28 protein-coding genes and 1 pseudogene are annotated in these 26,889 nt (G+C 72.9%); 16 read left to right on the top strand and 13 right to left on the bottom strand.

The features are described from left to right. The first annotated feature begins 80 nt into the window (after positions 1-80). Complete coding sequence (locus ACQY0Z_RS21105) at positions 81-1,571, top strand: DNA-binding protein NsdB (RefSeq protein WP_381730581.1); 1,491 nt, start codon at positions 81-83, stop codon at positions 1,569-1,571. Positions 1,572-1,631: 60 nt separating this feature from the next. On the opposite strand, the gene ACQY0Z_RS21110 is transcribed toward ACQY0Z_RS21105, so the two are convergent. Both ACQY0Z_RS21110 and ACQY0Z_RS21115 read right to left on the bottom strand, forming a co-directional pair. Further along, entirely contained in the window at positions 1,632-3,056 is a 1,425-nt protein-coding gene (locus ACQY0Z_RS21110) for a PP2C family protein-serine/threonine phosphatase (RefSeq protein ID WP_254586790.1), read from the bottom strand. A 318-nt stretch (positions 3,057-3,374) separates the two neighbouring features. Next, positions 3,375-4,469, bottom strand: a complete 1,095-nt coding sequence (locus ACQY0Z_RS21115; protein ID WP_189901996.1) for a baeRF3 domain-containing protein — start codon at positions 4,467-4,469, stop codon at positions 3,375-3,377. A gap of 111 nt (positions 4,470-4,580) precedes the next feature. Between ACQY0Z_RS21115 and ACQY0Z_RS21120 the strand changes: the two genes are divergently transcribed. Continuing rightward, complete coding sequence (locus tag ACQY0Z_RS21120) at positions 4,581-4,979, top strand: hypothetical protein (protein WP_439812666.1); 399 nt, start codon at positions 4,581-4,583, stop codon at positions 4,977-4,979. Positions 4,980-4,994: 15 nt separating this feature from the next. On the opposite strand, the gene ACQY0Z_RS21125 is transcribed toward ACQY0Z_RS21120, so the two are convergent. Beyond that, positions 4,995-6,605 carry an alpha/beta hydrolase gene (locus ACQY0Z_RS21125; RefSeq protein ID WP_381730583.1) on the bottom strand — a complete coding sequence of 537 codons (1,611 nt, stop codon included), beginning with the start codon at positions 6,603-6,605 and terminating at the stop codon, positions 4,995-4,997. A gap of 300 nt (positions 6,606-6,905) precedes the next feature. Between ACQY0Z_RS21125 and ACQY0Z_RS21130 the strand changes: the two genes are divergently transcribed. Further along, positions 6,906-7,529, top strand: a complete 624-nt coding sequence (locus ACQY0Z_RS21130; RefSeq protein WP_439812667.1) for a chaplin — start codon at positions 6,906-6,908, stop codon at positions 7,527-7,529. 76 nt (positions 7,530-7,605) lie between these two features. Here the strand turns inward: ACQY0Z_RS21130 and ACQY0Z_RS21135 are convergent, their stop codons facing one another. Next, positions 7,606-8,091 (bottom strand): nucleoside deaminase, encoded by a 486-nt coding sequence (locus ACQY0Z_RS21135; RefSeq protein WP_254586793.1) that lies wholly within the window; start codon positions 8,089-8,091, stop codon positions 7,606-7,608. An 86-nt stretch (positions 8,092-8,177) separates the two neighbouring features. On the opposite strand from ACQY0Z_RS21135, the gene ACQY0Z_RS21140 reads away from it, so the two are divergent. Continuing rightward, positions 8,178-8,975, top strand: a complete 798-nt coding sequence (locus tag ACQY0Z_RS21140; protein WP_439812668.1) for a GNAT family N-acetyltransferase — start codon at positions 8,178-8,180, stop codon at positions 8,973-8,975. Between the two features lie 33 nt (positions 8,976-9,008). Here ACQY0Z_RS21140 and ACQY0Z_RS21145 read toward each other — a convergent pair. Both ACQY0Z_RS21145 and ACQY0Z_RS21150 read right to left on the bottom strand, forming a co-directional pair. After that, positions 9,009-9,266: pseudogene (locus tag ACQY0Z_RS21145) on the bottom strand (GlsB/YeaQ/YmgE family stress response membrane protein); the annotation flags it as partial. Positions 9,267-9,387: 121 nt separating this feature from the next. Further along, on the bottom strand, positions 9,388-9,831 hold the full coding sequence (locus tag ACQY0Z_RS21150) for an SPW repeat protein (RefSeq protein ID WP_189901985.1): 444 nt from the start codon (positions 9,829-9,831) through the stop codon (positions 9,388-9,390). Between the two features lie 342 nt (positions 9,832-10,173). Between ACQY0Z_RS21150 and ACQY0Z_RS21155 the strand changes: the two genes are divergently transcribed. From ACQY0Z_RS21155 to ACQY0Z_RS21170, 4 genes are all read left to right on the top strand, one after another. Further along, complete coding sequence (locus tag ACQY0Z_RS21155) at positions 10,174-11,079, top strand: glycoside hydrolase family 19 protein (RefSeq protein ID WP_189901983.1); 906 nt, start codon at positions 10,174-10,176, stop codon at positions 11,077-11,079. A gap of 96 nt (positions 11,080-11,175) precedes the next feature. After that, the gene (locus ACQY0Z_RS21160; protein WP_189901981.1) at positions 11,176-12,555 is read left to right on the top strand and encodes a PI-PLC domain-containing protein; all 1,380 of its coding nucleotides are present in this window, start codon (positions 11,176-11,178) and stop codon (positions 12,553-12,555) included. Between the two features lie 101 nt (positions 12,556-12,656). Further along, positions 12,657-13,049, top strand: a complete 393-nt coding sequence (locus ACQY0Z_RS21165; RefSeq protein ID WP_347226324.1) for a VOC family protein — start codon at positions 12,657-12,659, stop codon at positions 13,047-13,049. Between the two features lie 38 nt (positions 13,050-13,087). Continuing rightward, on the top strand, positions 13,088-14,272 hold the full coding sequence (locus ACQY0Z_RS21170) for an adenosine deaminase (RefSeq protein ID WP_439812669.1): 1,185 nt from the start codon (positions 13,088-13,090) through the stop codon (positions 14,270-14,272). On the opposite strand, the gene ACQY0Z_RS21175 is transcribed toward ACQY0Z_RS21170, so the two are convergent. Together ACQY0Z_RS21175 and ACQY0Z_RS21180 are read right to left on the bottom strand one after the other, a co-directional pair. Beyond that, a complete protein-coding gene (locus ACQY0Z_RS21175; RefSeq protein ID WP_189901976.1) occupies positions 14,254-14,769 on the bottom strand; it encodes a mycothiol transferase in 516 nt (171 codons plus the stop codon). The genes ACQY0Z_RS21170 and ACQY0Z_RS21175 overlap by 19 nt on opposite strands. A gap of 14 nt (positions 14,770-14,783) precedes the next feature. Then, complete coding sequence (locus ACQY0Z_RS21180) at positions 14,784-15,680, bottom strand: LysR substrate-binding domain-containing protein (RefSeq protein WP_189901974.1); 897 nt, start codon at positions 15,678-15,680, stop codon at positions 14,784-14,786. Between the two features lie 139 nt (positions 15,681-15,819). Here ACQY0Z_RS21180 and mgrA point away from each other — a divergent pair, with 139 nt between their 5' ends. Both mgrA and ACQY0Z_RS21190 read left to right on the top strand, forming a co-directional pair. Further along, a complete protein-coding gene (gene mgrA, locus ACQY0Z_RS21185; protein WP_275981075.1) occupies positions 15,820-16,812 on the top strand; it encodes an L-glyceraldehyde 3-phosphate reductase in 993 nt (330 codons plus the stop codon). Between the two features lie 298 nt (positions 16,813-17,110). Then, complete coding sequence (locus ACQY0Z_RS21190) at positions 17,111-17,521, top strand: hypothetical protein (RefSeq protein ID WP_189901970.1); 411 nt, start codon at positions 17,111-17,113, stop codon at positions 17,519-17,521. A gap of 32 nt (positions 17,522-17,553) precedes the next feature. On the opposite strand, the gene ACQY0Z_RS21195 is transcribed toward ACQY0Z_RS21190, so the two are convergent. After that, positions 17,554-18,813 carry a streptophobe family protein gene (locus tag ACQY0Z_RS21195; protein WP_439812670.1) on the bottom strand — a complete coding sequence of 420 codons (1,260 nt, stop codon included), beginning with the start codon at positions 18,811-18,813 and terminating at the stop codon, positions 17,554-17,556. Between the two features lie 507 nt (positions 18,814-19,320). Here ACQY0Z_RS21195 and ACQY0Z_RS21200 point away from each other — a divergent pair. Continuing rightward, positions 19,321-19,776 carry an ATP-binding protein gene (locus ACQY0Z_RS21200; RefSeq protein WP_189901966.1) on the top strand — a complete coding sequence of 152 codons (456 nt, stop codon included), beginning with the start codon at positions 19,321-19,323 and terminating at the stop codon, positions 19,774-19,776. Positions 19,777-19,848: 72 nt separating this feature from the next. Here ACQY0Z_RS21200 and ACQY0Z_RS21205 read toward each other — a convergent pair whose 3' ends face one another. Further along, positions 19,849-20,736, bottom strand: coding sequence for a SigB/SigF/SigG family RNA polymerase sigma factor (locus ACQY0Z_RS21205; protein WP_189901964.1), 888 nt, complete (start codon positions 20,734-20,736; stop codon positions 19,849-19,851). Positions 20,737-21,023: 287 nt separating this feature from the next. On the opposite strand from ACQY0Z_RS21205, the gene ACQY0Z_RS21210 reads away from it, so the two are divergent. Beyond that, on the top strand, positions 21,024-21,467 hold the full coding sequence (locus ACQY0Z_RS21210) for a helix-turn-helix domain-containing protein (RefSeq protein WP_189901962.1): 444 nt from the start codon (positions 21,024-21,026) through the stop codon (positions 21,465-21,467). 31 nt (positions 21,468-21,498) lie between these two features. Here ACQY0Z_RS21210 and ACQY0Z_RS21215 read toward each other — a convergent pair whose 3' ends face one another. Then, positions 21,499-22,101: a ClpP family protease gene (locus ACQY0Z_RS21215; RefSeq protein WP_189901960.1), complete on the bottom strand. Its 603-nt coding sequence runs from the start codon at positions 22,099-22,101 to the stop codon at positions 21,499-21,501. Further along, positions 22,101-22,754 (bottom strand): ATP-dependent Clp protease proteolytic subunit, encoded by a 654-nt coding sequence (locus tag ACQY0Z_RS21220; protein ID WP_189901958.1) that lies wholly within the window; start codon positions 22,752-22,754, stop codon positions 22,101-22,103. Before ACQY0Z_RS21220 ends, ACQY0Z_RS21215 begins: the two co-directional genes overlap by 1 nt. Before the next feature lie 212 nt (positions 22,755-22,966). On the opposite strand from ACQY0Z_RS21220, the gene ACQY0Z_RS21225 reads away from it, so the two are divergent. The 4 genes from ACQY0Z_RS21225 (at position 22,967) to ACQY0Z_RS21240 (ending at position 26,416) form a co-directional block, all read left to right on the top strand. Beyond that, positions 22,967-23,452, top strand: coding sequence for a VOC family protein (locus tag ACQY0Z_RS21225; protein WP_189901956.1), 486 nt, complete (start codon positions 22,967-22,969; stop codon positions 23,450-23,452). Positions 23,453-23,837: 385 nt separating this feature from the next. Further along, the gene (locus tag ACQY0Z_RS21230) at positions 23,838-24,632 is read left to right on the top strand and encodes a VOC family protein (protein WP_189901954.1); all 795 of its coding nucleotides are present in this window, start codon (positions 23,838-23,840) and stop codon (positions 24,630-24,632) included. 30 nt (positions 24,633-24,662) lie between these two features. Further along, positions 24,663-25,370, top strand: coding sequence for an RNase H family protein (locus tag ACQY0Z_RS21235; protein ID WP_189901952.1), 708 nt, complete (start codon positions 24,663-24,665; stop codon positions 25,368-25,370). Positions 25,371-25,432: 62 nt separating this feature from the next. Beyond that, complete coding sequence (locus ACQY0Z_RS21240) at positions 25,433-26,416, top strand: aldo/keto reductase (protein ID WP_254585570.1); 984 nt, start codon at positions 25,433-25,435, stop codon at positions 26,414-26,416. Between the two features lie 10 nt (positions 26,417-26,426). Here the strand turns inward: ACQY0Z_RS21240 and ACQY0Z_RS21245 are convergent, their stop codons facing one another. Then, entirely contained in the window at positions 26,427-26,768 is a 342-nt protein-coding gene (locus tag ACQY0Z_RS21245; protein WP_189901948.1) for a hypothetical protein, read from the bottom strand. Between the last annotated feature and the right edge of the window lie 121 nt (positions 26,769-26,889).

Below are 26,889 nucleotides of genomic sequence, written 5' to 3' on the forward strand. Positions count from 1 at the left end.
CCTGGCGAACCCTGGCGAATAGTCGCCCGGCACCTCCCACCGGGCTACTGTCAACTCAGCCGAGAACCTGGGGGCTTGACGTGAGCGGACAACCCAACACCCGGCTCGCGGACCTGTTCGGCCTGGCCGGCTGGTCCAAGGGCGAACTCGCGAGGCTGGTGAACCGGCAGGCGGCGGCCATGGGCCATCCGCAGCTGGCGACCGACACCTCCCGGGTGCGGCGGTGGATCGACATGGGAGAGATCCCGCGCGATCCGGTGCCGCGGGTGCTGGCGGCTCTGTTCACCGAGCGTCTCGGCCGTGTCGTGACCATCGAGGATCTCGGTCTGGTCCGGCACGGGCGTACGGGGAAACGGCCACGCGCCGGGAGTGAGGAACATCCCGACGGAATGCCGTGGGCGCCCGAGCGGACGGCCGAGGTCCTCACCGAATTCACGGGAATGGACCTCATGCTCAACCGACGCGGCCTGGTGGGTGCGGGCGCCGCCCTCACCGCGGGCTCCGCACTCAGCAGCGCCATGCACGACTGGCTGCACACCGATCCGGCCCTGACCGCAGACGCCCCCCGCCTGCACGATCCCCTGAACGCCGAGCCCGCCGGGTTCGACCGCTACGAGGCCGCCCCCATCGGGTCGCAGGAGATCGAGGAACTCGAGCGCTCCGTGGAGGTGTTCCGCGCCTGGGACGCCGCCCGCGGCGGCGGGCTCCAGCGCAAGGCGGTCGTGGGACAGCTCAACGAGGTGGGCGGCATGCTCGCCTACCACCACCCGCCCCATCTCCAGCGGCGCCTGTGGGGCGTCGCCGCGAACCTGGCCGTCCTCGCCGGCTGGATGTCGCACGACGTCGGCATGGAGCCGACGGCGCAGAAGTACTTCGTCATCGCCGCCCACGCGGCACGCGAGGGCGGCGACCGCCCGCGCGCCGGGGAGGCGCTGTCCCGCGCGGCCCGCCAGATGGTGCACCTGGGCCGGCCCGACGAGGCGCTGGACCTGATGAAGCTCGCCCAGTCCGGCTCGGGCGAGCAGGTGCTGCCGCGCACCCGCGCCATGTTCCACACCATCGAGGCGTGGGCGCAGGCGTCCATGGGCAAGGGCCAGGCGATGCGCCGCACCCTGGGCCAGGCGGAGGACCTGTTCGTCTCCGACACGGGGGACGTGCCGCCGCCGAACTGGATGCAGCTGTTCAACGAGGCGGACCTGTACGGCATGCAGGCCCTCGCCTACCGCACGCTCGCGGAGTTCGAGCCGGGCGCGGCCGTCCACGCCCAGCACTACGCGGACAAGGCGCTGGCCCTGCGCGTGGACGCCCAGCAGCGGTCGAAGATCTTCGACTTCCTGTCGATGGCCTCCGCGTGCTTCATCGCCGACGACCCGGAGCAGGCCGACCGCTTCGCGCGGCTCGCCCTGGTGTCGATGGGCCAGAACTCCTCGCGCCGCACCTGGGACCGGCTGCGCCAGATGTACCGGCTGACCGCCGAGTACGCCTCGTACCCGAGGATCCAGGAGCTGCGGGAGGAGATCGAGCTGGCGCTGCCCAAGCCCCGGGGCAAGGGCGGGACCGCGAAGGCCTGAGAGCCACGCGGCCCTCCACCCGGGCCTTCGTAAGGGTTACTTGTCACGCGTGCGCCCCGGTCAGGAGGCGACGCGCGCCACCAGTACACAGGCGTGCTCCGTACGCTCCCCTTCATCGAACTCCCGTACGACCTCCCGGACGCAGTCCTGGGCGGAACGGCCCCCGGCGAACCGGGGCGCCAGGGCGAGGAGCCGGTGGACGACGGCCGACCCGGTGTGCCCGGGCACCAGACCGTCGGTGTGCAGCAGGAGCAGGTCGCCGACCTCGAGGGTCTCCTCGGCCTGCCCGTGCGCGGAGCCCGGGGCGGCGCCCAGCAGCGCGCCCTGCGGTCCGTCGAGCGCCCGCCCCGCGTCTCCGCGGTAGAGCAGCGGGGCGGGGTGGCCGGCCCGCGCCCATACCGCGGTGCGGGTGTCGTGCCGGTAGCGCAGGCAGACGGCTCCGGCCAGGGCCGGCTGGGCGGTGGTGTCGAGCAGCCGGTCCAGGCAGTCGAGCAGCGGGCCGGGCGCGGTGCCGGCCAGCGCCATGCCCCGGACCGCGCCGAGCAGCATGGCCACACCGGACGCGGCACCCACGCCGTGTCCGGTGAGCTCGCCGACGCCCAGCAGGGTGGCGTCGCCGGACAGTTCGAGCGCGTCGTACCAGTCGCCGCCGACCGACGCCTGCGCGGAGGGCGGCAGATGGGCGGCGGCCACGTCCAGGGCGCGCGGGCCGCGCCGCGGGAACCGCAGGGAGCCGTGCCACGCCGGAAGCACGGCCTCCTGCAGCTCGACCGCGAGCCGGTGCTCGGTCCGCGCGGCGGCGTGCCGGTGCCGGTGCAGCGAGTCACGGGTCTCGCTCACCGTCCTTCGGCAGCGGCGCAGTTCGCTGACGTCGCGCAGGACCGCCCACATGGAGACGGTGCTGCCGTCGGCGCCGAGCACCGGTTCGCCCATCATGTGCACGGTCCGTATGTCGTCGGCCGCGTGCCTCACGCGGAACTCACCGTCGATGGGCCGGCCGTCGACCAGGCAGCCGGTGACCATCCGGGTCAGCCGCGGCCGGTCCTCGTCGTACACGAGGGAGGGCAGTTCGTCGAGGGTGAGCGGGGGAGCGGCCGGGTCGCGGCCGAGGATCCGGTACAGCTCGCCCGACCAGCTCACCTCGTCCGTGAGGAGGTCCCACTCGGCGCTGCCGACCCTGCTGAGCAGGGAGGCGCGGGGCGGGGCCGGCGGCGCGGGTAACTCCTCGGAGGGCGCGTCGGGCGCGGCCGGCGGGTCGTCCCGCAGCTGCGCCAGGTGCTCGTCCAGGTCGTCGAGCTGGTGCATCGCCAGGTCGTACAGCGCGCGACGCCAGCGCTCCCGGGGGTCCCCCGCGTCGGCCGGGGTGTCGCGGCGGACGGCGTCCACCTCGCCCTTGAGCCGCCGGGTCTGCGAGATCAGCGCGTCGACCGGTCCGCCTCCCGGCGGCCGGGCGGCGGGGCGGTCCGCGGAGAGAGGGGACGGCATGACGCACTCCGATGCGGGGACGGTACGGCCCTCGGGCGGGCGGAGGGACCGTTACGACTGTCGCACAGCCCGCCACGGCCTGTAAGGGATTTGGCAACACACGATAAGGTGGTGCCGCTGGCATATGCCACCGTCTTCACGGAGTTACCGCGAGGTAGTCACGCGGCACCCGCCGGATGCCCCAACTTCCATGGTACGCAAGTGAACTGAAGGGCCGTCAGGCGCCGTGTCACGACCCGCTCTTACGTTCGAGTTTCGCGTGTCAGTTCGACGGCGGGACGCGGTGACCGTCCCGCGCCCCGCGTCCCGCCGTCGCCGTCAGTAGCGCAGCACCGCCGCCATGCCCTGCGCGTCGCCCAGCGCGCCGTCCGGCACGAACCGCACGTCGGCACCGGTCTCCAGGCACTGCTCGACGATCTCGTCCACGATGTCCTCGCGGGCGTCGAGGTCGCCGTCCTCGGCGACGATCAGATGCTCGCCGTCGTCGCGGACCGTGATCCGGTAGTTCTCCTCGACGGCCAGCAGCCGGATCCGCCCCTCGCGGGCGCTCTGCCACAGCTCGTCGACGCCGGCCGCGAACTCCTTGCGGCTGCGCGCGGATTCCAGCTCCCGCGCCACCTCCTCGGCCCGCCTGCGGTCCTCCTCCTCGAGCACCGGACGCACCGCCTGCCACACCATCTCCGGCGTCCCGTGCGCCAGTCCGCCGCGCGGCACCTGCACGGCGTCCTTGCAGGCGCCGCCGAACTCGCACAGCAGCGACAGCGCCGCCGGCTCGCCGGTGATGTAGAGCGGCCGCGGATGGGCGCGCATCAGGGAGTTGAGCCGGGTGGCCGCCTCCTTCAGGAAGCGGCGGGTGTCCTCGTCCCGGTAGTTGCTGGGCTGGTCGCCGGCCCGCATCTGCCGCTCGGGGTCGAAGTTCGGCTCCTCGCGGATCAGAGGGAAGTCGTCCGTGCGTGCCTCGACGATCCGGTCCGGGCCGCCGCTCCAGAGCGTGGCCCGGTCGGCGGCGACGGACAGCACCCAGAACGGGCGCTCCGACGTCTGCGCGGAGACCAGGTGGCGGGTCAGGAAGCTGTCCGAGATCACCACGCGCTCCGGGACGCTGCGCGCCAGCGACCACACCTGGTGCTCGCCCGGAGCGGCGAAGATGGCCAGCCCGTCCTCGGCGTGCGCGAGGTCGACCTCGGCCAGGGCCCGGTCCAGCTGGGCCGCCACGTCGGCGCGCCGGTCCCGGGGGACCGCGGGATCGGACTCCAGCTTCTTCTTCGCCTCGGCCACCATGGTGCGCAGCCGCACCGCGTCCTCGGTGCTCAGCGGGTCACGGCGGTGGGTCGGCGTCAGCACCGACACCGCCGGGTAGGGGCGCGGCCGGCGGAGTTCGGCGAGGGCGGAGGGACTCAGATCGTGCTCCATGACAGCACCATAGGGCGGAATCCCCGGTAGGGCATTCGGGGCAAGGCGGCCGCCGGGCGGGCGGCGGTCCTGCGGGCCGCGGGTGCACGCTGGTGGGGGAGGTGACCGCCGATGGCGCGCTTGGTCGTGGAGCGGGACGCGGACGGGTGGACCGTCGTGGTCCGGCTGGCGTGGTGGGAGGCGCTGCTCGCCCGCCGCCGCGCGGTCCGGGTGCCGCGGGCGTGGGTCGCGTCGGCCGGGGTGGAGCCCGACTGGTGGCGCGCGATGCGCGGCACGCCGGTGGTCGGACGCTGCAGGCCGGGGCGGTTCTGCGTGGGGGAGCGGGAGCATGTGCTGGGCCGCGACTTCGTCGCCGTACGGGCGGGCGTCCCGGTGGTGGTCCTGGAGCTCCGGCCGCCGTCGCCGTTCGTGCGGCTCACGGTGTCCGTGCCGGAAGCGGAGGAGGCCGCCCGGTCGCTGCGGCCGGACGGGGACGCGGAGGAGGACGCTCCCGAGGAGGCCTCCGGCTAGAAGGGCAGGCCCGCGTCAGATGCGGTCCTCGTCCTCCGTGCCGCAGGAGCTGCCGCTCGGCGGGAGGGAGCCGTAGAGCAGGAAGTCGTCGACCTTGCGGTGGACGCACTCGGACGATCCGTAGCCCGTGTGTCCCTCGTTGCGGTTGTCCAGCACCACGGCCGACGGGCCCAGCCGCTTCGCCGTCTGCTCCGTCCAGTGGTACGGGGTGGCGGGGTCGCCGCGGGTGCCGACCAGCAGCATCTTCGGGGTGTCGAGGTTCTTGACCTCCTCCCGGATGTAGTCGGTTCCCTTCGGCCGGCCGTGGCACAGCACCACCTGCGCGAGCCGGTACGGTCCGAACACCGGGGAGGCCTCCTCGTACGCGGCGCGCAACCGGGCCAGCTCCTCGGTGAGTTGCTGCTCGCCGGGGCGGTCGGGGTCGTCGGCGCAGTTCACCGCCATCAGCGCGGCCGGGAGGTTGTCCAGGGGGACGTCCTCCTCGTCGGCGAGCGGCTGATCCTCGCGTGCGGGGGCGGGGGCCGTCCCGCCGAACGCGAGTGCCTCCACGCCGCTGGTGTCGCCGTCCTCCATCAGCTGGGCGAGTGCCCGCTGCAGCACCGGCCACATCTCCTTGGTGTAGAGGCCCTGAGCGATCGCGCCCGCCAGGTCCTGGCCCGTGAACTCGTAGCCGAAGTCGGTCGGCACCGGGGTGTCGTCGAGGGAACGCACCAGGTCCACGGCCTGCTCACGGGCGGCGCGCGCGTCCTGACCGAACGGGCAGGCGAGCTCCTCGGTGCACCAGGTGAGGAAGTTCTCCAGCGCCGTCTGCTGCCCCCGGGCGCTCGCCAGCCCCTGTTCGGCCAGCGGCTCGGTCAGCGTGTCCACGCCGTCCAGCGCCATGCGGCCCACCTTCTCGGGGAACCGGGCCGCGTACACCGCGCCGAGCCGGGTCCCGTAGGAGAACCCCAGGTAGTCGAGCTTCTTGTCACCGAGCGCCTGGCGCATCACGTCCAGGTCGCGTGCCACGTCCACGGTGCCCATGTGCGCGAGGACCGGGCCGGAGTGCTTCTCGCACTCGGCCGCCACCTCGCGCAACTGCCGCAGGGCGTCGCGCGGATCGGCCATCTCCTCGCCGTCGGTCGCCTCCAGCGCCCGGACGGTGGCGTCGGTCCCGCAGCTCACGGGGGAGGAACGGCCCACGCCCCGCGGGTCGAACGACACCACGTCGTAGTCGTCGGTCAGACCGAGGAAGTCCTTGCGGCCGTACGCCAGCCCTTGCACTCCCGATCCGCCGGGACCGCCGAAGTTCAGCACCACCGAGCCGCGCGGGTCGTCGGAGGACGCGCGGTAGCGGGCGAGCGCGAGTTCCAGGGTGCCCTTGCCGGGGTCGGCGTAGTCGAGCGGCACGGTGAGCGTCCCGCACTGGAGGTCCTTCGGCAGCTCCGTGCCCTCGCAGGCCGCCCACTCGATCCTCTGGTCGTAGAACCGTCCGAGATCGGGCTCGTCGCGCGCGGTGGCCGTCAGGCCCGTCGCCAGCAGGACGAGACCGACCGCTCCGGCCGCCGCGCCGCGCCGGAAGGAGGGCGGCAGCCCGTCGTTCGCGCGGTGACCGCCCCGGAGTCGCTCGGACAGCTGGCCCAGCATCGAAGCCTCCCAAGGCGCCCTTGACCGGCGCCCTCGCCCACCATAAGCGGGCCCCGCCGCGCCCGCCCGTCGGCCGCAGGGCGCCTCTTCCGGCCCCGCGTCCGTGCGTTCGGGCACCGAGAGTTCGACGCGCTTTGCCGGGGGTTCGAACCCCGGGACCCCCTATGGGGTGAACCGGCTGCGGCATACGGAGGAGCCATAACCCGGATGCCACGTCCGCGTTCTATCCGGTGGCGGGCGAACGCTCGCGACCAAGTCTGGAAGGGCAGGGAACCTATGCGAAGGGTTACCCGAAACGGTGTGATCGCCGTCGCCGCCGCGTCCGGCGCGATGGCCGTGGCGATGCCGGCGTACGCCGATTCCGGGGCGGAGGGCGTCGCGGCCGGATCGCCCGGGGTGGCGTCCGGGAACAGCGTTCAGCTCCCGGTGCACGTCCCGGTGAACGTGTGCGGGAACACGGTGAACGTGGTGGGCCTCCTCAACCCCGCCGCGGGCAACACCTGCGTCAACGAGGACGTGCGGCACGAGGACGCGTCGCACTCCGCGAAGAACACGTCCGGCGCGTCCGCGGAGAGCGACGCGCACGGCTCGCCGGGCGTGCTGTCCGGCAACGGCGTACAGCTCCCGGTGCACGTGCCGGTCAACGTGACGGGGAACAGCGTGAACGTGGTCGGCATCGGCAACCCGTCGACGGACAACAGCTCCGTCAACGAATCCGGTGAGCACACGGAGCCCGCGCCCGAGCGGACCGTGCCGGCCCACACCCTGCCCGCCCCGGCGCCCCAGGAGGCGGCCCCCGCCGAGCAGGTCGCGCTCGCCGAGACCGGCGCCGACCACACCGTCCCCGTGCTCGCCACCGGCGCCGCGATGTTCCTGGGCGGAGTCGCCCTGTACCGCCGCGCCCGGCTCCGTGCCGGCGTCTGACCGGTCCGACCGCTTTCGCGAACCATGCCACCGCCCCCGGATCCGCCACGCCGGCCGGACCCGGGGGCGGGCCGCGTCAGCCGCCCTGCCGGTGGAACCGCCGGTGCAAGGCGGCGATGTCCTCGGTCAGTTCGGGCACCGGCCCGTCCACGGTGACGCCGGGCGCGACGGCCGACACCGGCAGCGGCCGTACGGGAGGCTCGGGCACGCCCAGCTCCGCCAGCCAGGACGTCAGCTGCTCGGACGAGGCGACGTACACGATGCGGCCCAGGCCCACCCAGGCGTGGGCGGCGGCGCACATGGGGCAGTGTTCGCCGGAGGTGTGGACGGTGGCCGCGGCGCGCTCCTCGGGCGTCATGTGCGAGGCCGCCCAGCGCGCCAGCTCGAACTCGGGATGCCGGGTGCGGTCGCCGGAGGCCACCCGGTTGCGGTCCTCGGCGAGCACGGTGCCGTCCCCGGACACCAGCACCGACCCGAACGGCTCGTCGCCCGCCTCCAGCGCCTCGGCGGCGAGCTCCACGCAGCGCCTCAGGTACGGCAGTTCGTCGTCGCGTACGGCCATGGTCGTCGTCCCGTCCCTCCGTCGGCGTGATCGCCGGCCACCCTAATCCCGTTGCTCACGGCGGCGGCGGATGATGCACTCCCGCCATGCCCTCCACCACCGCACCGGCCGCCCTGCTCACCCTCTACGACCGCGAGATACGCCGGGACGCCCGCCCCGACGGCCCCGACGACGTGGTCGAACGCGTCGGCAGGGTCGTACGCCGCACGGCCCCCGCCCACGGCTGGAACGGAGTCGTGTGGTCGGACTTCGCCTCGGGGGAGGAGGCGGACGAGGCGATCGCCGACCAGATCGCGCACTACACGTCCTTGGGCCTCGCCTTCGAGTGGAAGCTGTATGCCCACGACGAGCCCGCGGACCTGGGCAGCCGCCTGCTGGCGCACGGCTTCACCCCCGAGCCGGACGAGACGCTGATGGCGGCGGAGGCCGACGCGCTCGCCCTGACCACGACCGTCCCCGACGGCATCCGCGTCGTCCCGGTGACGGACGAGGCCGGCGTCGACCAGGTCGCCGCGGTGCACGAACGCGCCTTCGGCGACGACGCGTCCCGCCTCCGCCGCCGGCTCCTCGACACGCTGACGACCACCCCGGACACGGTGGCCGCCGTCCTCGCCCTCGCCGGGGACGTCCCGGTCAGCGCGGCCCGCATGGAACTGTCCCCCGGCACGAGCTTCGCGGGCCTGTGGGGCGGCGGCACGGTCCCGGAGTGGCGGGGCCGAGGCATCTACCGCGCCCTGGTCACCCACCGCGCCCGCATCGCCGCGGCCAGCGGCTGCCGCGTCCTCCACGTGGACGCGGGTCCCCAGAGCCGCCCGATCCTCCAACGCCTGGGCTTCACACCGCTGACGGTGACGACACCGTACGTGTACGAACCGGCCCTCTAGATGTGTTGTCCGGGGACGTTGGTGACACGCGTGCTGGGTTCTTGAACGGGTGAGGGCCGCCACGCCCACCGCCGCGAGGGCGATCTGGATCAGCCACTCCACCCAGTCGACGCCCTTGGTGTCCGCCACGCCGAGGGCAGACGCGAGGGCCGAGCCGATGAGGGCGGCGGCGATGCCGACGAGGATCGTCCACAGGATGCCGATGTGCTGGCGGCCCGGGACGACCAGGCGGCCCAGGACGCCGATCACGATGCCGATGACCAGGGCGCTGATGATGCCGTCGATCTCCATGTCTCCCCTTCCCTTCCTCCGCTGAGGAGCGTCTGCCCGCTGCCCGCGGCGGCAGTCGCACAAGAAGGGCCGGTCCGCGAGACTCCGCGGACCGGCCGGGGGAGGGTTTCGTCGTGGGCCCCTACGACGACCTGGATGCCGCCCTGGCCGCCGTGGCGGCGCAAGCGGTGCCCAGGATCACGGTGAGGGCTCCGATGACGACGTTGTTCCAGATCACCCCGGCGTCGGGGTCGGTGCCCACGACCCATGGAGAGATGATCATCCAGATGCCCAGCGCGCACATGGCTCCGCTGAGGCCGTACATGCGCGAGGGGGCCGCCGTGAAACCGAGGGCGAGCAGACCGATCGCGATGCCGACGATCAGGTTGTGCGTCACGAGCGGCGGCTGGCTCGTCGTGTAGTGGAGGATCCACGGTGACACGGCGCAGTAGAGGCCGAGCAGGAACACCGGGCCGTCCACGAACGCCACGTCGCGGCTGCCGAGGACGCGCTCGTAGCGTGCCCGCATCTCCGGTGCATCCGGATGGCTGGCGAGATCTCCACGCTGGTGTGAGACGTTGGCCATGGTCGTCTCCTTTGACTAGCAGGCCTGACCGCGTCTGGGTGCGGTATGCGGTAAGCGCCGCGTTAGTCCCATTGTGCTCTTATTTCTTCTTTATGTGTAGTGGTGGGCGGAGTCGCCGAGCTTGGCGGCCGAGAAGGGGGCCTTGGGTCCAACGGCATGTACGCGCCACCCTGACTGGTCCAGACCCTTGACTGGTACAGACCAAAGCGCTTGAGTGTGCTCCACACCCCCACCACGGCCGCCCCCACGCCGTGACCGGCCCCGTCGGCGCGTGCGGGCGAGGCCTCGCCCCGGCATGTCCTCGTCGCGGGAGCGGCCGTGTTCCGCGAAGGAGTTGATCCCTTGTCGAGACGCCGTATCGCCGCCGTCACCGCCGCCCTCGTCCTCGCCGGAAGCGCACCGATGCTGCTTCCCGCCGCCGCCACAGCCACCACTGCCTCGGCCGCCGCCGCGTGTTCGAGCTACCCCGCCTGGGCCGCCGGACAGTGGTACGAGGCCGGCGCGGTCGTCCGTTACACCGACGGCAAGGCGTACATCGCCGAGCACGCCAACCCGGGCTACGACCCGACCATCAGCACCTGGTACTGGGAGCCCTACGCCTGTGACAACGGGCCGGGGACGCCCGTCGGGAACTTCGTCGTGACCGAGGCGCAGTTCAACCAGATGTTCCCGAACCGGAACCCCTTCTACACGTACAGCGGCCTCACCGCCGCGCTCGGCGCCTACCCCGGCTTCGCCAACACCGGCAGCGACACGGTGAAGAAGCAGGAGGCCGCCGCCTTCCTCGCCAACGTCAGCCACGAGACCGGCGGTCTGGTGCACGTGGTGGAGCAGAACCAGGCCAACTACCCGCACTACTGCGACTGGGGCCGGCCGTACGGCTGCCCGGCCGGCCAGGCAGCCTACTACGGCCGCGGCCCGATCCAGCTGAGCTGGAACTTCAACTACAAGGCCGCGGGCGACGCGTTGGGCATCGACCTGCTGAACAACCCCTGGCTGGTGCAGAACGACGCGGCCGTCGCCTGGAAGACCGCCCTCTGGTACTGGAACACCCAGTCAGGACCGGGCACCATGACCGGCCACGCCGCCATGGTGAACGGGGCGGGCTTCGGCCAGACGATCCGCAGCATCAACGGCTCCCTGGAGTGCGACGGCAGGAACCCGGCGCAGGTCCAGAGCCGGGTGACGAAGTACCAGCAGTTCACGCAGATCCTCGGGACGACCCCCGGCGGCAACCTGTACTGCTGACGCGAACGGCACGGCGTGGTGTCATGCACCTGACCTAACTCCGGGGCGGGCCCCGCCCTCGCGTACGGCCCGCCCCTGACGGACGAAGGGAAACGCATGCGCACCCCCCACGCCCTGCTCGCCACCGCCGTCACGGCCGCCGCCCTCGCTGCGGCGGCCGTGACACCCGCGCCCGCCGCGGGCGCCGACGCCGTGCCGCCGCCCGGCGCGTACTACGTCCAGAGCGCCGTCACCGGCCTCAATGCCGCCGACGCCTCCGGAACCGTCGAACAGCACCGCCCTCGCGGCGACGAGGACCGCCAGCAGTGGACCCTGCGCCCCGACGGCGCCGACCACCTGCTGGAGAACACCGACAGCCCCGGCGTCTGCCTCGGCCGCGCCGGCGACCAGGCCCGCACCGTCTCCTGCACGGCGGCCGACGCGCGCTGGCGGATCACCCCGCTCGGCGCGGACCGGTACGCGCTCGCCGCCCCCGGCACCGACCGGCGCCTCACCGTCGTGCCCAAGCCCGCCGGCGCCACCCACCCCGCCCCGCTGGCCGTCGGCACCGGCGCCGGCGACCTCACCGCCTGGTACCTCACCCCCACCGACGCGCCCGGCGGCCCGATGCCGCCGCGCCGGCAACGCACCCTGGACCAGGCCACGTTCCTCACCGCCCACAACGCCTACGCGAACGGCGTCGACGGCGGCCATGCCCCGCCCTTCGTCGACCTCTTCCCCAACCAGAGCCGTGGCATCGAACAGCAACTCCGAGACGGAGTACGCGGGTTCATGCTGGACATCCACCAGACGCCCGACGGCGCCATCCTCTGCCACAACAGCTGCACCCTGGTGCGCAGACCCGTCGCCCTGTGGGTCGACCTCCAGCGGATCACCGACTTCCTGCGCGCCCACCCGGACGAATTCGTCACCGTCTTCCTGGAGGACTACGTCGACCCCGGCGTCCTGCGCGCCGAACTCGACCGCGTCCAGGGGCTGTCGGACGTGCTCTACCGTCCCGACCGCACCGGCGTGCGCGAGAACGGCTGGCCCACGATGGGCGAACTGGCCGCCGACGGACACCGGTTGCTGATCTTCACCGACCACAGCAGGGACGCCGACCGCTCGGCCGGGCTGACCCGCGACACCTTCGGCGTGATGTACCAGCGGGAGTGGACCGTCGAGAACTACTGGTCCATGGGGCCGGGCGTCGGCTCCTCCGACTGGTCCTGCTACAGCCGCTGGTACGACGCGAACACCACGATCCCGCTCACCCGCACCGAGCCCGGCTTCCGTCCCCTCTTCGTCATGAACCACTTCCGGGACGCCGCCGTCGCCTCCACCGCGACCACCGACAACGCCAAGCTCGCCGACCGCGCCCGCCGCTTCTGCCAGCCGGCCGCCCGCAAGAAGCCCACCTACCTCGCCGTCGACCGCTACGACCTGGGCAATCCCGCGGCCGCCGTCGACGCGCTGAACACCTACACCTACCCGTAGGCCGCCACGCGGTCCCGCCCCGGCACGGTCGCCGGTGCGGGACTGGCGTTCCTCGTAGTTTTACGTATAACCTCTCCGGTCAACCCCTGCGAGAGGTGACGATGAGACGCATTGCCCTGGTCACCCTCGTCGTCCACGACCACGACGAGGCGATCCGCTTCTACACCGAGGCCCTCGGCTTCCGGCTCGCCGAGGACGCGCCCCGGCCGGGCGGCGGCCGCTGGGTCGTCGTCGAGCCCGGACCCGGGCACACCGGCGCGGCCCTGCTGCTGGCGCGCGCCGCGAACGAGGAGCAGCGGGCCCGGGTGGGCGACCAGACCGGCGGACGCGTGGGCTTCTTCCTGCACACCGACGACTTCGCCCGCGACCACGCCCGTATGACCGCCGCCGGGGTGACCTTCCTGGAGGAGCCGCGCCACGAGCCGTACGGCTCGGTCGCCGTCTTCCAGGACCTCTACGGCAACCGCTGGGACCTGCTCCAGCCCGCCGTCTGATCCACGCCATGACCCACCACGCCGAGGAACCGCACGCCATGTCATCTACACGCATAGACGCCGACACGATCCGCCGCCTCCCCAAGGCGGTCCTGCACGACCACCTCGACGGCGGCCTGCGCCCGGCCACGGTGGTGGAGCTCGCCGAGAGCGTCGGCCACGCGTTGCCCACCACCGACCCGGACGAGCTCGCCGCCTGGTACGTGGAGGCCGCCAACTCCGGCGACCTGGTGCGCTACATCGCCACCTTCGAGCACACCCTCGCCGTGATGCAGACCCGCGAGGGCCTGCTGCGCACCGCCGAGGAGTACGTCCTCGACCTCGCCGCCGACGGCGTCGTCCACGGCGAGGTCCGCTACGCCCCCGAGCTGAACACCCGCGGCGGGCTCACCATGGCCGAGGTCGTGGAGACCGTCCAGGAGGGTCTGGCCGCCGGCATGGCCAAGGCGGCCGCCGCCGGGACGCCCGTGCGGGTCGGCACGCTGCTGTGCGGCATGCGGATGTTCGACCGGGTCCGCGAGGCCGCCGACCTGGCCGTCGCCTTCCGGGACGCCGGCGTGGTCGGATTCGACATCGCCGGCGCCGAGGACGGCTTCCCGGCCGCCGACCACCTCGCCGCCTTCGAGCACCTGCGCCGCGAGAACGTGCCGTTCACCATCCACGCCGGCGAGGCCCACGGGCTGCCCAGCATCCACCAGGCCGTCCAGGTGTGCGGCGCCCAGCGCATCGGTCACGGCGTGCGCCTCACCGAGGACATCCCGGACCTCGCGGGCGGCAAGCTCGGCCGGCTCGCCTCCTGGGTCCGCGACCGCCGCATCGCGCTGGAGATGTGCCCCACCTCCAACCTTCAGACCGGCGCCGCCACCTCGATCGCCGAGCACCCGATCACCCCGCTGAAGGACCTCGGCTTCCGCGTCACCGTCAACACCGACAACCGCCTGGTCTCCGGCACCACCATGACCCGCGAGATGACCCTGCTGGTCGAGCAGGCCGACTGGACGGCGGAGGACCTGCGCACGGTCACCCTGAACGCGGTGAAGAGCGCGTTCCTGCCGTACGACGAGCGCGTCGCGCTGATCGAGGAGGTCGTCCTGCCGGGTTACGACGCCGTGCTGTCAGGTCACGACGCCGTGCTGTCAGGTCACGACGCCGTGCTGTCAGGTCACGACGCCGTGCTGTCAGGTCACGACGCCGTGCTGTCAGGTCACGACGCCGCGCTCTGAAGGAGCCCGCGGGCGTAGGCGGCCTGTCCGACGTGCTGGAGGTCGTCGGACAGGACGCTGACCAGCCGCACGCCCAGGGTGACCGGCGGGTCCCAGTTCTCGTCGACGACGCGTTCCAGGTCCTTCGCGGTGAGCGTCCGCAGGACGCCGAGGGTCTGTGCGTGGACGGCGTCGTGGTAGCCGGTCAGCAGGTCGGGGGAGTCGACGCGCACCTTGGCGACCTGCGCCGGGGTGTGCCCGAACCCCGTGGCGCCGCGCGGCAGGCCGAGACCGAACCGCTTCTCCCAGCCGTCGGCCAGCCACACCTGCTCCAGGCCGAAGGCGTCCGCGACGTGGTCGTCCTGGATCCGGGTGAGGTGCCACACCAGCCACGCGATGCTGTTGGCCTCCGGCGTGGGCCGGGCGGCGAGCTCGTCGGGCCCGAGACCCCCGACGGCGGCGTGGACCTCTTCCCGGATGCGGCCGTAGCCGTCGATGAGGATGTCCTTGGCATGCATGCCTCCAGACTCGCTCAGCTTCCGGCGTCACGCGCCCCGGTGTCCAGCAGCTCCATCAGCGCCCGCGCCGCCGGACTCGTGGCGCGCGGCGACGGCACCAGCGCCACCGTCTCGTACGCGGCCTCGCCGGTGTCCTTCAGCGGGAGCGCGGTGAGCGAGGGCCGCTTGTGCCGGAAGTGGCTCGGCACCACGGCCACGCCGAGGTTCTCGTCGACCAGGTCGAGCAGGCTGTGCACGTCGTTCACCTCCAGCGCCACCATGCGCCGTACGCCCGCGACCGCGAACGCCGCGTCGGTGGCGCGGCGCGGCCCCCAGTCGGGGTGGAAGTCGACGAACACCTCGCCGGCCAGGTCGCGCGGGGTGACCGGCGCCCCGGCGCGGGCCAGCCGGTGGTCCGGGTGGCACAGCACCGTCACCGGCTCGCCGGTCAGCGGCACCACGCGCAGCTGGTCCGGGTCGGCGTCGACGCGGTAGGCGAAGGCGAGGTCCAGCCGTCCGGCCGCGACCTCCTCGGCGAGCGCGGCCGAGCCCCACTGCCGCAGCCGAATCTCCACGTCCGGGTGGCGCCGGCGGAACGCGGCGAGCAGCTTCGCCACGTCCACCCCGGCGATGCACTGCTCCGTCCCCACCGCGAGGGTGCCGCGCAGCACCCCCTGCACCGCGGCCACCGCCTCGTGAGCGGCCCGCACCTGTGCCAGGATGCGTTCGGCCTCCGCGAGCAGCGCCCGCCCCGCCTCGGTGAGCGTGACCCTGCGGGTGGTCCGTACGAACAGCGGCGTCTGCAGCTCGCGCTCCAGCGCCCGGATGGACGCCGACAGGCCCGACTGGGAGACCATCAGCCGTTCCGCCGCACGGGTGAAGTGCTGGTCCTCGGCGACGGCCACGAAGTGCTGGAGATGGCGCAGTTCCATGATTGAGAAGCGTAGCCGCTGAATTTCATCGGATTCTTCTGTTGGACCACTCCCCGCAGGTCACGACAGAGTGGACGCGCGGTCCGACGAACCGCCACGACGAATGTTCACGACGTGTGCCAACCCCTCTGGAGTCGCGTTGTACACCGCACACCCCGACCGTTACGCGGACATGCCCTACCGGCGCACCGGACGCAGCGGCCTGAAGCTCCCCGCGCTCTCGCTCGGCCTGTGGCACAACTTCGGTCCCGACCGACCGGCCGAGACCCAGCGGGCCATCCTGCGCCGCGCCTTCGACCTGGGCGTCACCCACTTCGACCTCGCCAACAACTACGGACCGCCGCCCGGCGCCGCCGAGTCCGCCCTGGGCGAGGCCCTGAAGACCGACTTCGCGGGGTACCGGGACGAGCTGGTGATCTCCACCAAGGCCGGCTACCTGATGTGGCCGGGCCCGTACGGCGAATGGGGTTCGCGCAAGTACCTGCTGTCCTCGCTGGACCAGAGCCTCAGCCGCATGGGCCTGGACCACGTCGACATCTTCTACTCGCACCGCTTCGACCCGGACACCCCGCTCGAGGAGACGATGGGCGCCCTGCACACGGCGGTGCAGCAGGGCAAGGCGCTCTACGTCGGCGTCTCCAACTACAACGCCGAGCAGACCCGCGAGGCCGCCCGCATCCTGGGCGAGCTGGGCACCCCGCTGCTGATCAACCAGCCGCGCTACTCGATGCTCGACCGGCGCCCGGAGGACGAGGGGCTGATGGACGCCCTCGACGAGCTCCAGGTCGGGTCCATCGCCTACTCCCCGCTGGAGCAGGGTCTGCTGACCTCCCGCTACCTGGACGGCATCCCGGAGGACTCCCGCGCCGCGAGCGACAGCCCGTTCCTCAACACGGACGCCCTCACCGAGGAGCTGGTGGGCCGGCTGCGCGCGCTCGCCGGCATCGCCTCCGAGCGCGGCCAGAGCCTCGCGCAGATGGCCCTGTCCTGGGTGCTGCGCGGCGGCCGCCTCACCTCCGCCCTGGTCGGCGCGAGCAGCCCGCGGCAGCTGGAGGACAGCGTGGCCGCCACGCGCAACCTCGACTTCTCGGAGGAGGAGCTGGCGCGGATCGACGCGATCGTCAAGCAGTAGCAACCGCGTTCGGTCACCGGCCGTCGTCCCCGTCGCGGGGGCGGCGGCCGGTGCGTTCGTGCCCCGGAGAGCCGGTCACCTCGGGTGATGCGCCCACCCGTGCCGTTTCGGCCAGGAGGCGGCGCGCATATGCCAGGAGACTGGCCGGAAACACATGGTGACAGTGTTTCAGCGGTGAACATACTCGACAACGAGAGCGCTTCACACCGAGCGACGGCGCCCTCACGCACAGCACGCGAGCCACGGAGCGGGCAGCCGGCCCGGAACCGGCGGGCGAGCACGCAGCGGGGGAGGGAACGTGCACGACGAATTCCTGTGCCACGTGACGGCGTACGGGGTCTGCGACGGCCGGCGCATCGGGGTGCCGCTGGGCACCTACCGGGCCCCGACCCTCGCGCTCGCCCTGTGGTGGCTGCGCGACCGTGCCCTGTGGATCGCCGAGCGCCTCGACCCGCAGCCCGAGTCCGAGCACTTACCCCCGGGCGCGCTCGTCCCCGTCGCCGACGACGTGACCGACGTGCCCACCGTGCTGCGCACCTGGTGCGGCGACGCCGACCGGCAGGAGGAGGTGGCCGAGGCGCTCGCCGCCGGACGGATGGTGCGGGTCGCCACCGGCGACGACACCACGGAGTACGAACTCCTCGCCGAGTCCGTCGACGCCCTGCGGATGCAGCGGGCCGCGCGTGTTCTCGGCGTTCCGGTCGCCTGAGACCGGACCGCACCTCAGCCCGTCTCAGCCCCTCAGCGCCTTCGTCGCCGCAGGCCCTTGACGGCCCACGCGCCCGTGAAGCCCGCCACCAGGCCCCACAGCAGGGCCAGGCCCAGCGCGCCCCAGAGTCGCGGCTCCAGCAGCACCTGCCCGGTCAGGCCCTCGCCCAGGTCGCCGATGCCGAGCACCGACAGGCCGATCCGCGCGGAGATCCGGGCCGTCGGCCCGATCATCAGCACCGCCAGGGCCAGCGCCGCCGCCAGCCGCAGGGCGTGCTGCCAGGACGGCACCCGCGCGGGGGAGGTGGCCGACATGTAGCAGGCCGCGCCCGCCACCAGCACCGCCGCGCCCACCAGCAGCCACCACCAGCGGCCGCCGTCGTGGTCGACGAGCGTCCCGAGGTCGAGCTCCGAGACGTCCGGAGTGCGCAGCACCTCGTCCAGCACCCGCGGCATGGGCAGCCCGAACGGCCCCTCCACCCTGCCCTCCCAGGTCGCGCCCAGCCCCACGGTCAGCCCCAGCCAGGCCACGTTGGGCAGGCCCAGCAGGATCACGGCGAACGTCTCGGCCGCGTGTCCCCTTGTGGCGGCCACGACGAGTGCGACGACGAGCGCGACGGCCACGGCGGCGAGCAGCACGCCCAGCGCGGCGCGGGCCGCGGGGCGCGCTCCCGCCTGGAACCGCATGAGCTCGGGCGGCAGAGGGGCGCCGCGCGACACCAGGATCGCCACGACCAGTACGCCCGCGAGCCAGACCAGGCCGATCAGCACGGTCGGCAGCACGTCGGCGGCGAAGCCGACCGTCGGCTTCACCCCGAACAGCTCTCCCAGGTCGCCGAGCAGGTCGTCACCGAGGGACACCTCGAACGTGCGGCGGGCGGCCAGGGCCAGACCGAGGACGGCGAGCAGCCACAGCACGGCGATGCGTGCCGCCCAGCCCGCGAGTGCGGGGGCGCCCACCACCGTGCGGCGGTTCAGCGGGCGCAGGAAGAACCACCCGAGGAGGAGGGCGCCGGTGAGGGTGACGGTCAGCGGGATCACCGTCAGGCCGCCCTCGGTGCCGGCCAGGCCGCCGGCGTCCCCTTCGAGCCGTACCGTGCCGCCGACGGCGAGGACCATGACGGCGGCGAGTACGGGGCCGAAGGCGCCCTCCGGGAGGTCGGCGGCGCCGGCCGCCCAGATCCCCAGCGCGGCCACCACCGCCATGGCGGCGAGCGAAGCGACCACTGCGGCCAGGGCGGGGACCCAGCCGTGGAGGGGGGAGCGGGGAGGGGAAGGGGAGTGTGCACTCACGAGTGCACGCTAAGCAGCGGGGGCGTGGGCCGCCCGCCGACGGGGTCCGTCCGCGCGGTCGCCTCCGGCGGGTGCGGGCGGTCCGTGGCTGGTCGCGCAGTTCCCCGCGCCCCTTCAGGGCGCACGGGCTGCGGGCAGTCGTGCCGCTTGGACGGCACGGGTGGGCGCAGGCGGTGCCTCGTCAGCGGCGAGTAGCGCGACACGCCCGACGGTCACCGGGGTGGCGGGGGCTGTTCGTCGCCGGGTGCGGGCCGGCGGGGGCTGGCGCGCAGTTCCCCGCGCCCCTTCAGGGCGCAGACGGTACCTGCGGGGCTGGTCGCGCCGTTCCTCGCGCCCCTGAGGGGCGTTTCCGGCGCGGGCGCTGAAAGGGGCCCGCGCGCCCCGGCAGGCATACCCCCACCCCTCACGGGGAAGCCGAATCCCGATCAGTGGGACTGCCCCGCCGGACTCGGGGTACCAGGACCGGTGCGGATCGTCCGGCCGACCCGGCGTCGCAGAGGGAAACGCATGACCTATCGCTTGGACGGGGTAGTGATACCGACTGGTTTCGACGTGCCCGTGGAACCGCTCCGGCGGGCGGCACACTTCACCGGCGAGCCGGGCTGCATCGCCGAGTCGCGGCATTTCGCGGCGCAGTTCCTCGACCAGCTGAAGACGGAGTGGTGCGCCACGATCGACGCGAAGGCGGAAGGAGCCGTACTGCTGGTGGTGAGCGAGCTGGTCACCAACGCCGACCGGCACAGCGACGGGCCGTACATCCTGGAGCTGGAGGGCACGGACACCACGCTCACGGTGGCCGTCTACGACAGCAACGGCACCCTGCCCCGCGTCTTCCCGCGCGACCCGCAGCGGATCGGACGCCACGGGCTGGAGATCGTGCGCGCGCTGGCGCGGGACGTCGGCGTGGAGCGCGTACCGGTGGGCAAACGCGTCCGCGCGGTGATCGACCTCGCCGGCGGCTGAACAACGGCATCGGTTCTTACTGCAGCGCCCCTGGACCGTCAGGGGCGCCTTCGGCGTGCCCGGGCACGGCCGTCAGGCGCAGCCCAGCTCCCCGAGCATCCCCGCCCGCAGCCGCGCGATGATCCGCTTGATCAGCCGCGACACGTGCATCTGCGAGCACCCCAGCCGCTCGCCGATCTCCGCCTGCGTGATCTCCTCGACGAACCGCATGTGCAGGATCTCGCGGTCCCGGTCGCTCAGCTCGGCCATCAGCGGGGCCAGCGCGTGGAAGTCCTCCACCAGGGCCAGCCGCTCCTCCTCGACGCCGATGAAGTCGGCGAGGACCGCCTCGCCGTGCTCCGGGCCGTCACCCGTGAGCGCGGCGTCCAGGGAGGAGGAGTTGTAGCCGTTCGCGGCGATCTGCCCCTCGACGACCTGCTGCTCGCTGATGTTCATCAGGGTCGCCAGCTCGGCGACGGTCGGCTCGCGGTCCAGCCGGCTCGACAGCTCCTCGCGGGCCTTGGCCAGCTCCACCCGCAGCTCCTGGAGCCGCCGCGGGACGTGCACGGCCCAGGTGGTGTCACGGAAGAAGCGCTTGATCTCGCCCACGATGTACGGCAGCGCGAAGGAGGTGAACTCGACCTCGCGGGACAGCTCGAACCGGTCGATGGCCTTGATGAGACCGATCATGCCGGTCTGCACGACGTCGTCCATGTCGCCGCCCCGGCCGCGGAACCGCCCGGCCGCGAAGCGCACGAGGGACATGTTCATCTCGATGAGGGTGTTGCGCGCGTACTGGTACTCGCGCGTGCCCTCCTCCAGCTCCGCGAGGCGGCGGAAGAACTGCCGGGAGAGCTCGCGTGCGTCGCGGGGGGCGACGGCGCGCGGATCGGCGGGGTCGCGAAGGTCCTCGCCCTCGGTACCGGTCCCGGTGTGCCCGTCGACGGTCCGCTCCTGCGACCGGATCACGGCGGTCCTCATTGCCCTCTCCCCACGAACGTCATGGCTGCCACGAGACTGGAGCACTCGATTACCCCAGTTTCGCGGACCTATGCCGGCCGATTTTCTCCGTGGCCAAAGCGCGGACCGCTCGGGGAGACGCGGTGCGCACCGGCCGTCACGCCTGTCGTCCGATGGTACGGCCGGCGGTGCGGTGCGGCACCATCAGGGCGGAGGAAATTCGTCCGTTTTTTCGCCTGACCGGAGGCTTCTCTGAGGGCGGAATCCCGCTCCCTTGCCCGCGGGAGCGGGATTCCTAGGCTGGGGACGTGACCGATCTCGCGCCGCGCAAAGCTCCGGACGAAGCCCCGAAGCACGCCCCGAACCAAGCCCGCGTCATTCCCCTGCGGCCCGGCCCGGCCTCCTCGGGCCCGCCGGCCCCGCCCGCCGCCGCGCCCAGAGAGCCGTTGTGGCGGCACCTCGTCGGCGACGTGCTGCGCAAGGAGCGGCAGGCCCAGGAGCGGACCCTGAAGGACGTCGCCGACGCGGCGCGGATCTCCATGCCCTATCTGTCGGAGGTGGAGCGCGGCCGCAAGGAGGCCTCCTCGGAGGTCCTCGCGGCCGCCGCCGGGGCGCTCGGCCTGGGCCTCGCCGACCTGCTCGCCCGCACGCACGCCGAGCTGGTCCGGGTCACCTCGCGCCGGCCCGCCGCCCCCACCGGCTCCCTGCGGAGCAGCTCCGTACGGAACGGCGGGCTCTGCCTGGCCGCCTGAGCGGCACGCGTCCCACGTGCCCGGCGGCCGCTCAGACCATGGCGGGCCGCCGGGTCAGCACCTCGTCGGCCAGGCCGTACGCCACGGCCTCCTGCGCGGTGAACACCTTGTCGCGGTCCATGTCCGCCCGCAGGGTCGCCACGTCGTGGTGCGTGTGCCGGGCCAGCACCTCCTCGACCTGCGCCCGGATCCGCGTCATCTCCTTCGCGCGCAGCGACAGGTCGGATGCCGTGCCCTGCATCCCGCCGGAGGCCGGCTGGCCGAGCAGCACCCGCGCGTGCTCCAGCACGAACCGCCGCCCCGGATCCCCGCCGGCCAGCAGCACCGCCGCCGTCGACGCCGCCTGCCCCACGCAGAACGTGGAGATCGGGGCCCGTACGAACGTCATGGTGTCGTAGATCGCCATGAGCGAGGTGTACGAGCCGCCGGGGGAGTTGAGGTACACCGCGATCTCGCTCTCCGGCGCCTCCGACTCCAGGTGCAGCAGCTGCGCGACGACCACGTTGGCCACGCCGTCGTCGATCTCCGTGCCCAGGAAGACGATCCGCTCGGCCAGCAGCCGGCTGAATACGTCGTAGGACCGCTCGCCGCGCGCGGTGCGCTCGACGACGTTCGGAATCGTGTACGTCCCCATCAGCGCAGCCCCATCCTCGGTTTCGTGGCCGCCGGACGGACATCGTCCAGCGAATCCAGCACCCGGTCGACCATTCCGTACGCGAGGGCCTGCTCGGCCGTGAACCAGCGGTCCCGGTCGCCGTCCCGCGAGACGGTCTCCGGGGTCTGGCCGGTGTGCTCGGCGGTGATCCGCTCGATGGTCCGCTTGGTGAACTCCAGGTTCTCCGCCTGGATCTCGATGTCGGCGGCGGTCCCGCCGATGCCGCCCGACGGCTGGTGCATCATGATCCGCGCGTTCGGCAGGGCGTAGCGCTTGCCGGGCGTGCCGACGCAGAGCAGGAACTGCCCCATGCTGGCCGCGAAGCCCATGGCCAGGGTGGCGACGTCGTTGGGGATCAGCCGCATCGTGTCGTAGATGGCGAGCCCGGCGTGCACCGAGCCGCCGGGGCTGTTGATGTACAGGCTGATGTCGGTGCGGGGGTCCTCCGCGGACAGGAGCAGCAGCTGCGCGCACACCCGGTTCGCCGACACCTCGTCGACCTGGGTGCCGAGCACCACGATCCGCTGCGCGAGCAGCTGGGCGGCGAGGTGGTCGTCGAAGCGGGTGGGCGGGGTGTCGCCGTCCTCCGCCCGCGGCTGGGCCGGTCCGGGGCCGGCGGTGAGTGGTGACATGGACGCTCCCGTGGGTCACTGGTCGGAGCACGGCCGGACGGCCGTGTGCGTCCACTGTCGGCGCGCCGGACCCGCCGCCGGGGGAATCTCTGCCCGCGGCAGATTCGCCCACGGCAGAGCGGTGCAGGGGACCACCGATGAGTTCCGCCGCCGCGGACGGTCTGCACCGGTGACCGCGTTCCCACAAGGGACGCCCCACTCGGGAGGTACGCATGGACACCGACGCATTCACCACCTGCCTCTGGTTCGACGGCCAGGCCGAGGAGGCGGCGCAGTTCTACGTCTCCGTCTTCGACAACTCCAAGCTCGGCGAGGTGGTCCGCAACACCGGCGCGACCCCCGGCGAGGAGGGCTCCGTCCTCACCGTGGAGTTCACGGCCAACGGCCAGAAGTTCGTCGCCCTGAACGGCGGACCGGAGTTCACCTTCAACGAGGCGATCTCCTTCCAGCTCGACTGCGACGACCAGGCGGAGATCGACCACTACTGGGAGAAGCTGGTCGAGGGCGGCGGCGAGCACGGCCCCTGCGGCTGGCTCAAGGACCGCTTCGGCGTCTCCTGGCAGGTCAACGCCAAGCGGCTCACGCAGATGATCAGCGACCCGGACCGCGAGAAGGCCGACCGCGCGCTGAAGTCCATGATGACGATGGGCAAGCTGGACCTCGCGGAGCTGGAGAGGGCGTACGCGGGCGAGGCGTGAGGCCGGCGAGGGGCGTGACCGCGGACTCCCGCCTCCACGCCCTCGGCCGGGCACGTCGCCGGGCCTGAAGCGGACGGGACGCCAGGTGCAGCGCAGCGCAGCGCAGGGCCCCCGGCCTCCGGGGGAAGAACTGGCCGGCCTCGTGGGCATCGGCGTCACCTACGACACCCGCCTGGAGCGGGGGGAGAGCCACCAGGTGTCCGGCTCGGTTCCTGGCGTCCCTCGGCCGTCATCAGCGGCGCGGAGGAGAACACCGGGTCCGCCGGCCGGCTGCGCCTCCTGGCCACGCCGGGCAAGCCCCGGGGCCCGTCCGGCGCGCGGAGCCGCCCGGCCGTGGCTAGCGTGAGGGGACGACCGACGACCCGTGACGCGGAGGGCCGCAGCCATGGCCGCACCATCCGAAGGAACGCCCTGCTGGGCCGACGCCGTGTTCGACGACCTCGACGCGGCCAAGGACTTCTACGGTCACGTCCTCGGCTGGACGTTCGGCGAGACGGCGCCGGAGTTCGGCGGCTACACGCAGGCATACGTCGACGGCAAGGCGGTGGCCGCCGTCGTGCCGCCCATGCCGGGCCAGTCGGGCACCTCCCAGTGGTGCCTCTACCTCGCCGCCCAGGACGCCTCGGCCACCGCGGCCCGCATCCGCGAGAACGGCGGCGAACTGCTCATGGAGCCGATGCAGGTCGCCGACTTCGGCACGATGTGTCTCGCCCGCGACCCCGGAGGGGCCGTCTTCGGGGTGTGGCAGGCCGGCACCCACGAGGGCTTCCAGACGACGGAGACGCCGGGCGCGTACTGCTGGGCGGAGGTGTACACGCGCGAGCCGGAGAAGTCCGACGCGTTCTTCCCCGCCGTCTTCGGCTACCGCTCCGAGCAGCTCGAGGGCGAAATGGACTTCCGCGTCCACAAGCTGGGGGAGCGCCCCGTCCTCGGCCGGATGCGGATGACCGACGACTTCCCGCCCGAGGTGCCGCCGTACATCAACGTCTACTTCGCCGTCGACGACTGCGACGCGGCCGTGGCCCGGGCGACCGAACGCGGCGGGGTGCTGCGGTTCGGGCCGACGGACTCGCCGTTCGGCCGGTTCGCGGCGGTCGGCGACCCGCAGGGCGCCAACTTCTCGGTCATCGACCTCACCACCACCGAGGGCGAGATGCCGGGCACCGCCCCCGTGGGCTGAGCGGAACGGGGACACCCGCCCGGCCATGGCATGATCGGTCGCATGCGTGAACGTGTGGTGGCCGCCTGCGACGGGGCCTCGAAGGGAAACCCCGGACCCGCCGGCTGGGCCTGGGTGATCGCGGACGGCTCCGGGACCCCGGAGCGCTGGGAGGCCGGCGCCCTCGGCACCGCCACCAACAACGTCGCCGAACTCACCGCCCTGGAGCGGCTCCTCGCGGCCACCGACCCCGGCGTGCCGCTCGAGGTGCGGATGGACTCGCAGTACGCCATGAAGGCCGTCACCACCTGGCTGCCCGGCTGGAAGCGCAACGGCTGGCGCACCGCCGCCGGGAAACCCGTCGCCAACCAGGAGCTCGTCGTCCGCATCGACGGCCTGCTCCAGGACCGCTCCGTCGAGTTCCGCTACGTGCCCGCCCACCAGGTCGACGGCGACCGGCTCAACGACTTCGCCGACCGCGCCGCCAGCCAGGCGGCCTCCGCCCAGCAGGACGCGGGCAGCGCGCAGGGCTCGCCCGAGCCGCCGCCGTCCGTCCCGCGCCCGTCCTCCGGCGGTTCCTCCCGCCGCGCCTCCGGCGGCGCCAACTCCGTCCGGAAGTCAGGGAGTTCCTCCCGCACCATCAAGGCGAAGTTCCCCGGCCGCTGCCCCTGCGGGCGGTCGTACGCGGCCGGCGAGCCCATCGCCAAGAACGACAAGGGCTGGGGCCACCCCGAGTGCAGGACCGCCGTCGGCGCCTGAGCCGGCCGGCCCCGCGGGGAGCCACCGGACGCCCGGCCGGGACGGGTGACAGACTGACCGGCATGGAAGAGCGCACTTTCGACAGGTCGGGACAGCACGCCTCCGTGATCGGCCTCGGCACCTGGCAGCTCGGCGCCGACTGGGGCGACGTCGACGACAAGGAAGCCCTCACGGTGCTGGAGGCCGCCGCCGAGTCCGGCGTCACCTTCTTCGACACCGCCGACGTCTACGGCGACGGACGCAGCGAGCAGACCATCGCCTCGTTCCTGAGCGGACGGCCCGACCTGCATGTGCTGGTCGCCACCAAGATGGGCCGCCGCGTCGACCAGATCCCCGAGAACTACGTCCTCGACAACTTCCGCGCCTGGAACGACCGCTCCCGGCGCAACCTGGGCGTCGACCGCGTCGACCTGGTGCAGCTGCACTGCCCGCCCACCCCCGTCTACTCCACCGACGAGGTCTTCGACGCCCTCGACACCCTCGTCGAGGAGGAGCGGATCGCCGCCTACGGCGTGAGCGTGGAGACCTGCGCCGAGGCGCTCACCGCGATCGCCCGGCCGGGCGTGGCCAGTGTGCAGATCATCCTCAACCCGTTCCGCATGAAGCCGCTGCGCGAGGTGCTCCCCGCAGCGCGCGAGGCCGGCGTCGGCGTCATCGCCCGCGTCCCGCTCGCCTCCGGCCTGCTGTCCGGCAAGTACACCAAGGACACCGTCTTCCCGGAGAACGACCACCGCACCTTCAACCGGCACGGCGAGGCGTTCGACCAGGGCGAGACCTTCTCCGGTGTGGACTGGGCGACCGGCGTCGAGGCCGCCGCCGAGTTCTCCGCGCTGGCCCCCGAGGGGCACACCCCCGCCCAGCTGGCGCTGCGCTGGATCGTCCAGCAGCCCGGCGTCACCACCGTCATCCCCGGCGCCCGCTCGCCCGAGCAGGCCCGCGCCAACGCGGCCGCCGCCCGGCTGCCGGAGCTGTCCGACGCCACCCTCACCGCGATCGCCGACCTGTACGACCGGCGGATCCGCGAGCAGGTGGAGAGCCGCTGGTAGTCGAGGTGCGTCAGGACTCCAGGACGAGCTGACGATCCTGCTCCTGGTCGCCGGCGGCGGCGCCCTCGTCGCGGGTTGTGAACGCCCGCGACAGCGCGTCGCTCGCCCGGCGCACCGCCTCCGGGGTGCCCTGCACGGTGACGGTCACCGGCTCCGACAGGGGCCGGACGCCGTCCTGCCCCGCACCCGTGCCCTCACCCTCGCCGCCGAACGTCGCCATGCGGACGGTCGCGTCCGTGTCCGAGGGCCGCTCGTCGGGCGGCCCGAACGTGCCTTCCAGCGCCCCGACGACCGTCCGGGCGTCGTCGGCGTTCCCGCCGCTGAGTGTCACGGTGAGCTGGGTGTCCGACATATGTCCCACTTTCGTCCGGCCTGGTCGTGTCGCCGACCGTGTAACCGTGCCCCGGCCCGCCAAACAGGCGGCGCGAGGAGGCTGTCTTTTCCGGGGAAGCGGGGAAACCGAGGGGGGAGAC

Origin of the sequence: Streptomyces sp. P9-2, from assembly GCF_051903975.1 — a bacterium.
In the GTDB taxonomy this organism is placed as follows: Bacteria; Actinomycetota; Actinomycetes; order Streptomycetales; family Streptomycetaceae; genus Streptomyces; species Streptomyces cellulosae.

What these genes read in the sequence shown, in the direction of transcription:
- ACQY0Z_RS21200 (WP_189901966.1), top strand. Translation starts at nt 19,321, where the DNA reads ATGACCTATCGCTTGGACGGGGTAGTGATACCGACTGGTTTCGACGTG.
- ACQY0Z_RS21160 (WP_189901981.1), top strand. Translation starts at nt 11,176, where the DNA reads ATGCGCACCCCCCACGCCCTGCTCGCCACCGCCGTCACGGCCGCCGCC.
- ACQY0Z_RS21150 (WP_189901985.1), bottom strand. Translation starts at nt 9,831, where the DNA reads ATGGCCAACGTCTCACACCAGCGTGGAGATCTCGCCAGCCATCCGGAT.
- ACQY0Z_RS21175 (WP_189901976.1), bottom strand. Translation starts at nt 14,769, where the DNA reads ATGCATGCCAAGGACATCCTCATCGACGGCTACGGCCGCATCCGGGAA.
- ACQY0Z_RS21140 (WP_439812668.1), top strand. Translation starts at nt 8,178, where the DNA reads ATGCCCTCCACCACCGCACCGGCCGCCCTGCTCACCCTCTACGACCGC.
- ACQY0Z_RS21205 (WP_189901964.1), bottom strand. Translation starts at nt 20,736, where the DNA reads ATGAGGACCGCCGTGATCCGGTCGCAGGAGCGGACCGTCGACGGGCAC.
- ACQY0Z_RS21225 (WP_189901956.1), top strand. Translation starts at nt 22,967, where the DNA reads ATGGACACCGACGCATTCACCACCTGCCTCTGGTTCGACGGCCAGGCC.
- ACQY0Z_RS21170 (WP_439812669.1), top strand. Translation starts at nt 13,088, where the DNA reads ATGTCATCTACACGCATAGACGCCGACACGATCCGCCGCCTCCCCAAG.
- ACQY0Z_RS21230 (WP_189901954.1), top strand. Translation starts at nt 23,838, where the DNA reads ATGGCCGCACCATCCGAAGGAACGCCCTGCTGGGCCGACGCCGTGTTC.
- ACQY0Z_RS21120 (WP_439812666.1), top strand. Translation starts at nt 4,581, where the DNA reads ATGGCGCGCTTGGTCGTGGAGCGGGACGCGGACGGGTGGACCGTCGTG.
- ACQY0Z_RS21220 (WP_189901958.1), bottom strand. Translation starts at nt 22,754, where the DNA reads ATGTCACCACTCACCGCCGGCCCCGGACCGGCCCAGCCGCGGGCGGAG.
- ACQY0Z_RS21180 (WP_189901974.1), bottom strand. Translation starts at nt 15,680, where the DNA reads ATGGAACTGCGCCATCTCCAGCACTTCGTGGCCGTCGCCGAGGACCAG.
- ACQY0Z_RS21125 (WP_381730583.1), bottom strand. Translation starts at nt 6,605, where the DNA reads ATGCTGGGCCAGCTGTCCGAGCGACTCCGGGGCGGTCACCGCGCGAAC.
- ACQY0Z_RS21115 (WP_189901996.1), bottom strand. Translation starts at nt 4,469, where the DNA reads ATGGAGCACGATCTGAGTCCCTCCGCCCTCGCCGAACTCCGCCGGCCG.
- ACQY0Z_RS21235 (WP_189901952.1), top strand. Translation starts at nt 24,663, where the DNA reads ATGATCGGTCGCATGCGTGAACGTGTGGTGGCCGCCTGCGACGGGGCC.
- ACQY0Z_RS21110 (WP_254586790.1), bottom strand. Translation starts at nt 3,056, where the DNA reads ATGCCGTCCCCTCTCTCCGCGGACCGCCCCGCCGCCCGGCCGCCGGGA.
- ACQY0Z_RS21240 (WP_254585570.1), top strand. Translation starts at nt 25,433, where the DNA reads ATGGAAGAGCGCACTTTCGACAGGTCGGGACAGCACGCCTCCGTGATC.
- ACQY0Z_RS21135 (WP_254586793.1), bottom strand. Translation starts at nt 8,091, where the DNA reads ATGGCCGTACGCGACGACGAACTGCCGTACCTGAGGCGCTGCGTGGAG.
- ACQY0Z_RS21215 (WP_189901960.1), bottom strand. Translation starts at nt 22,101, where the DNA reads ATGGGGACGTACACGATTCCGAACGTCGTCGAGCGCACCGCGCGCGGC.
- ACQY0Z_RS21165 (WP_347226324.1), top strand. Translation starts at nt 12,657, where the DNA reads ATGAGACGCATTGCCCTGGTCACCCTCGTCGTCCACGACCACGACGAG.
- ACQY0Z_RS21245 (WP_189901948.1), bottom strand. Translation starts at nt 26,768, where the DNA reads ATGTCGGACACCCAGCTCACCGTGACACTCAGCGGCGGGAACGCCGAC.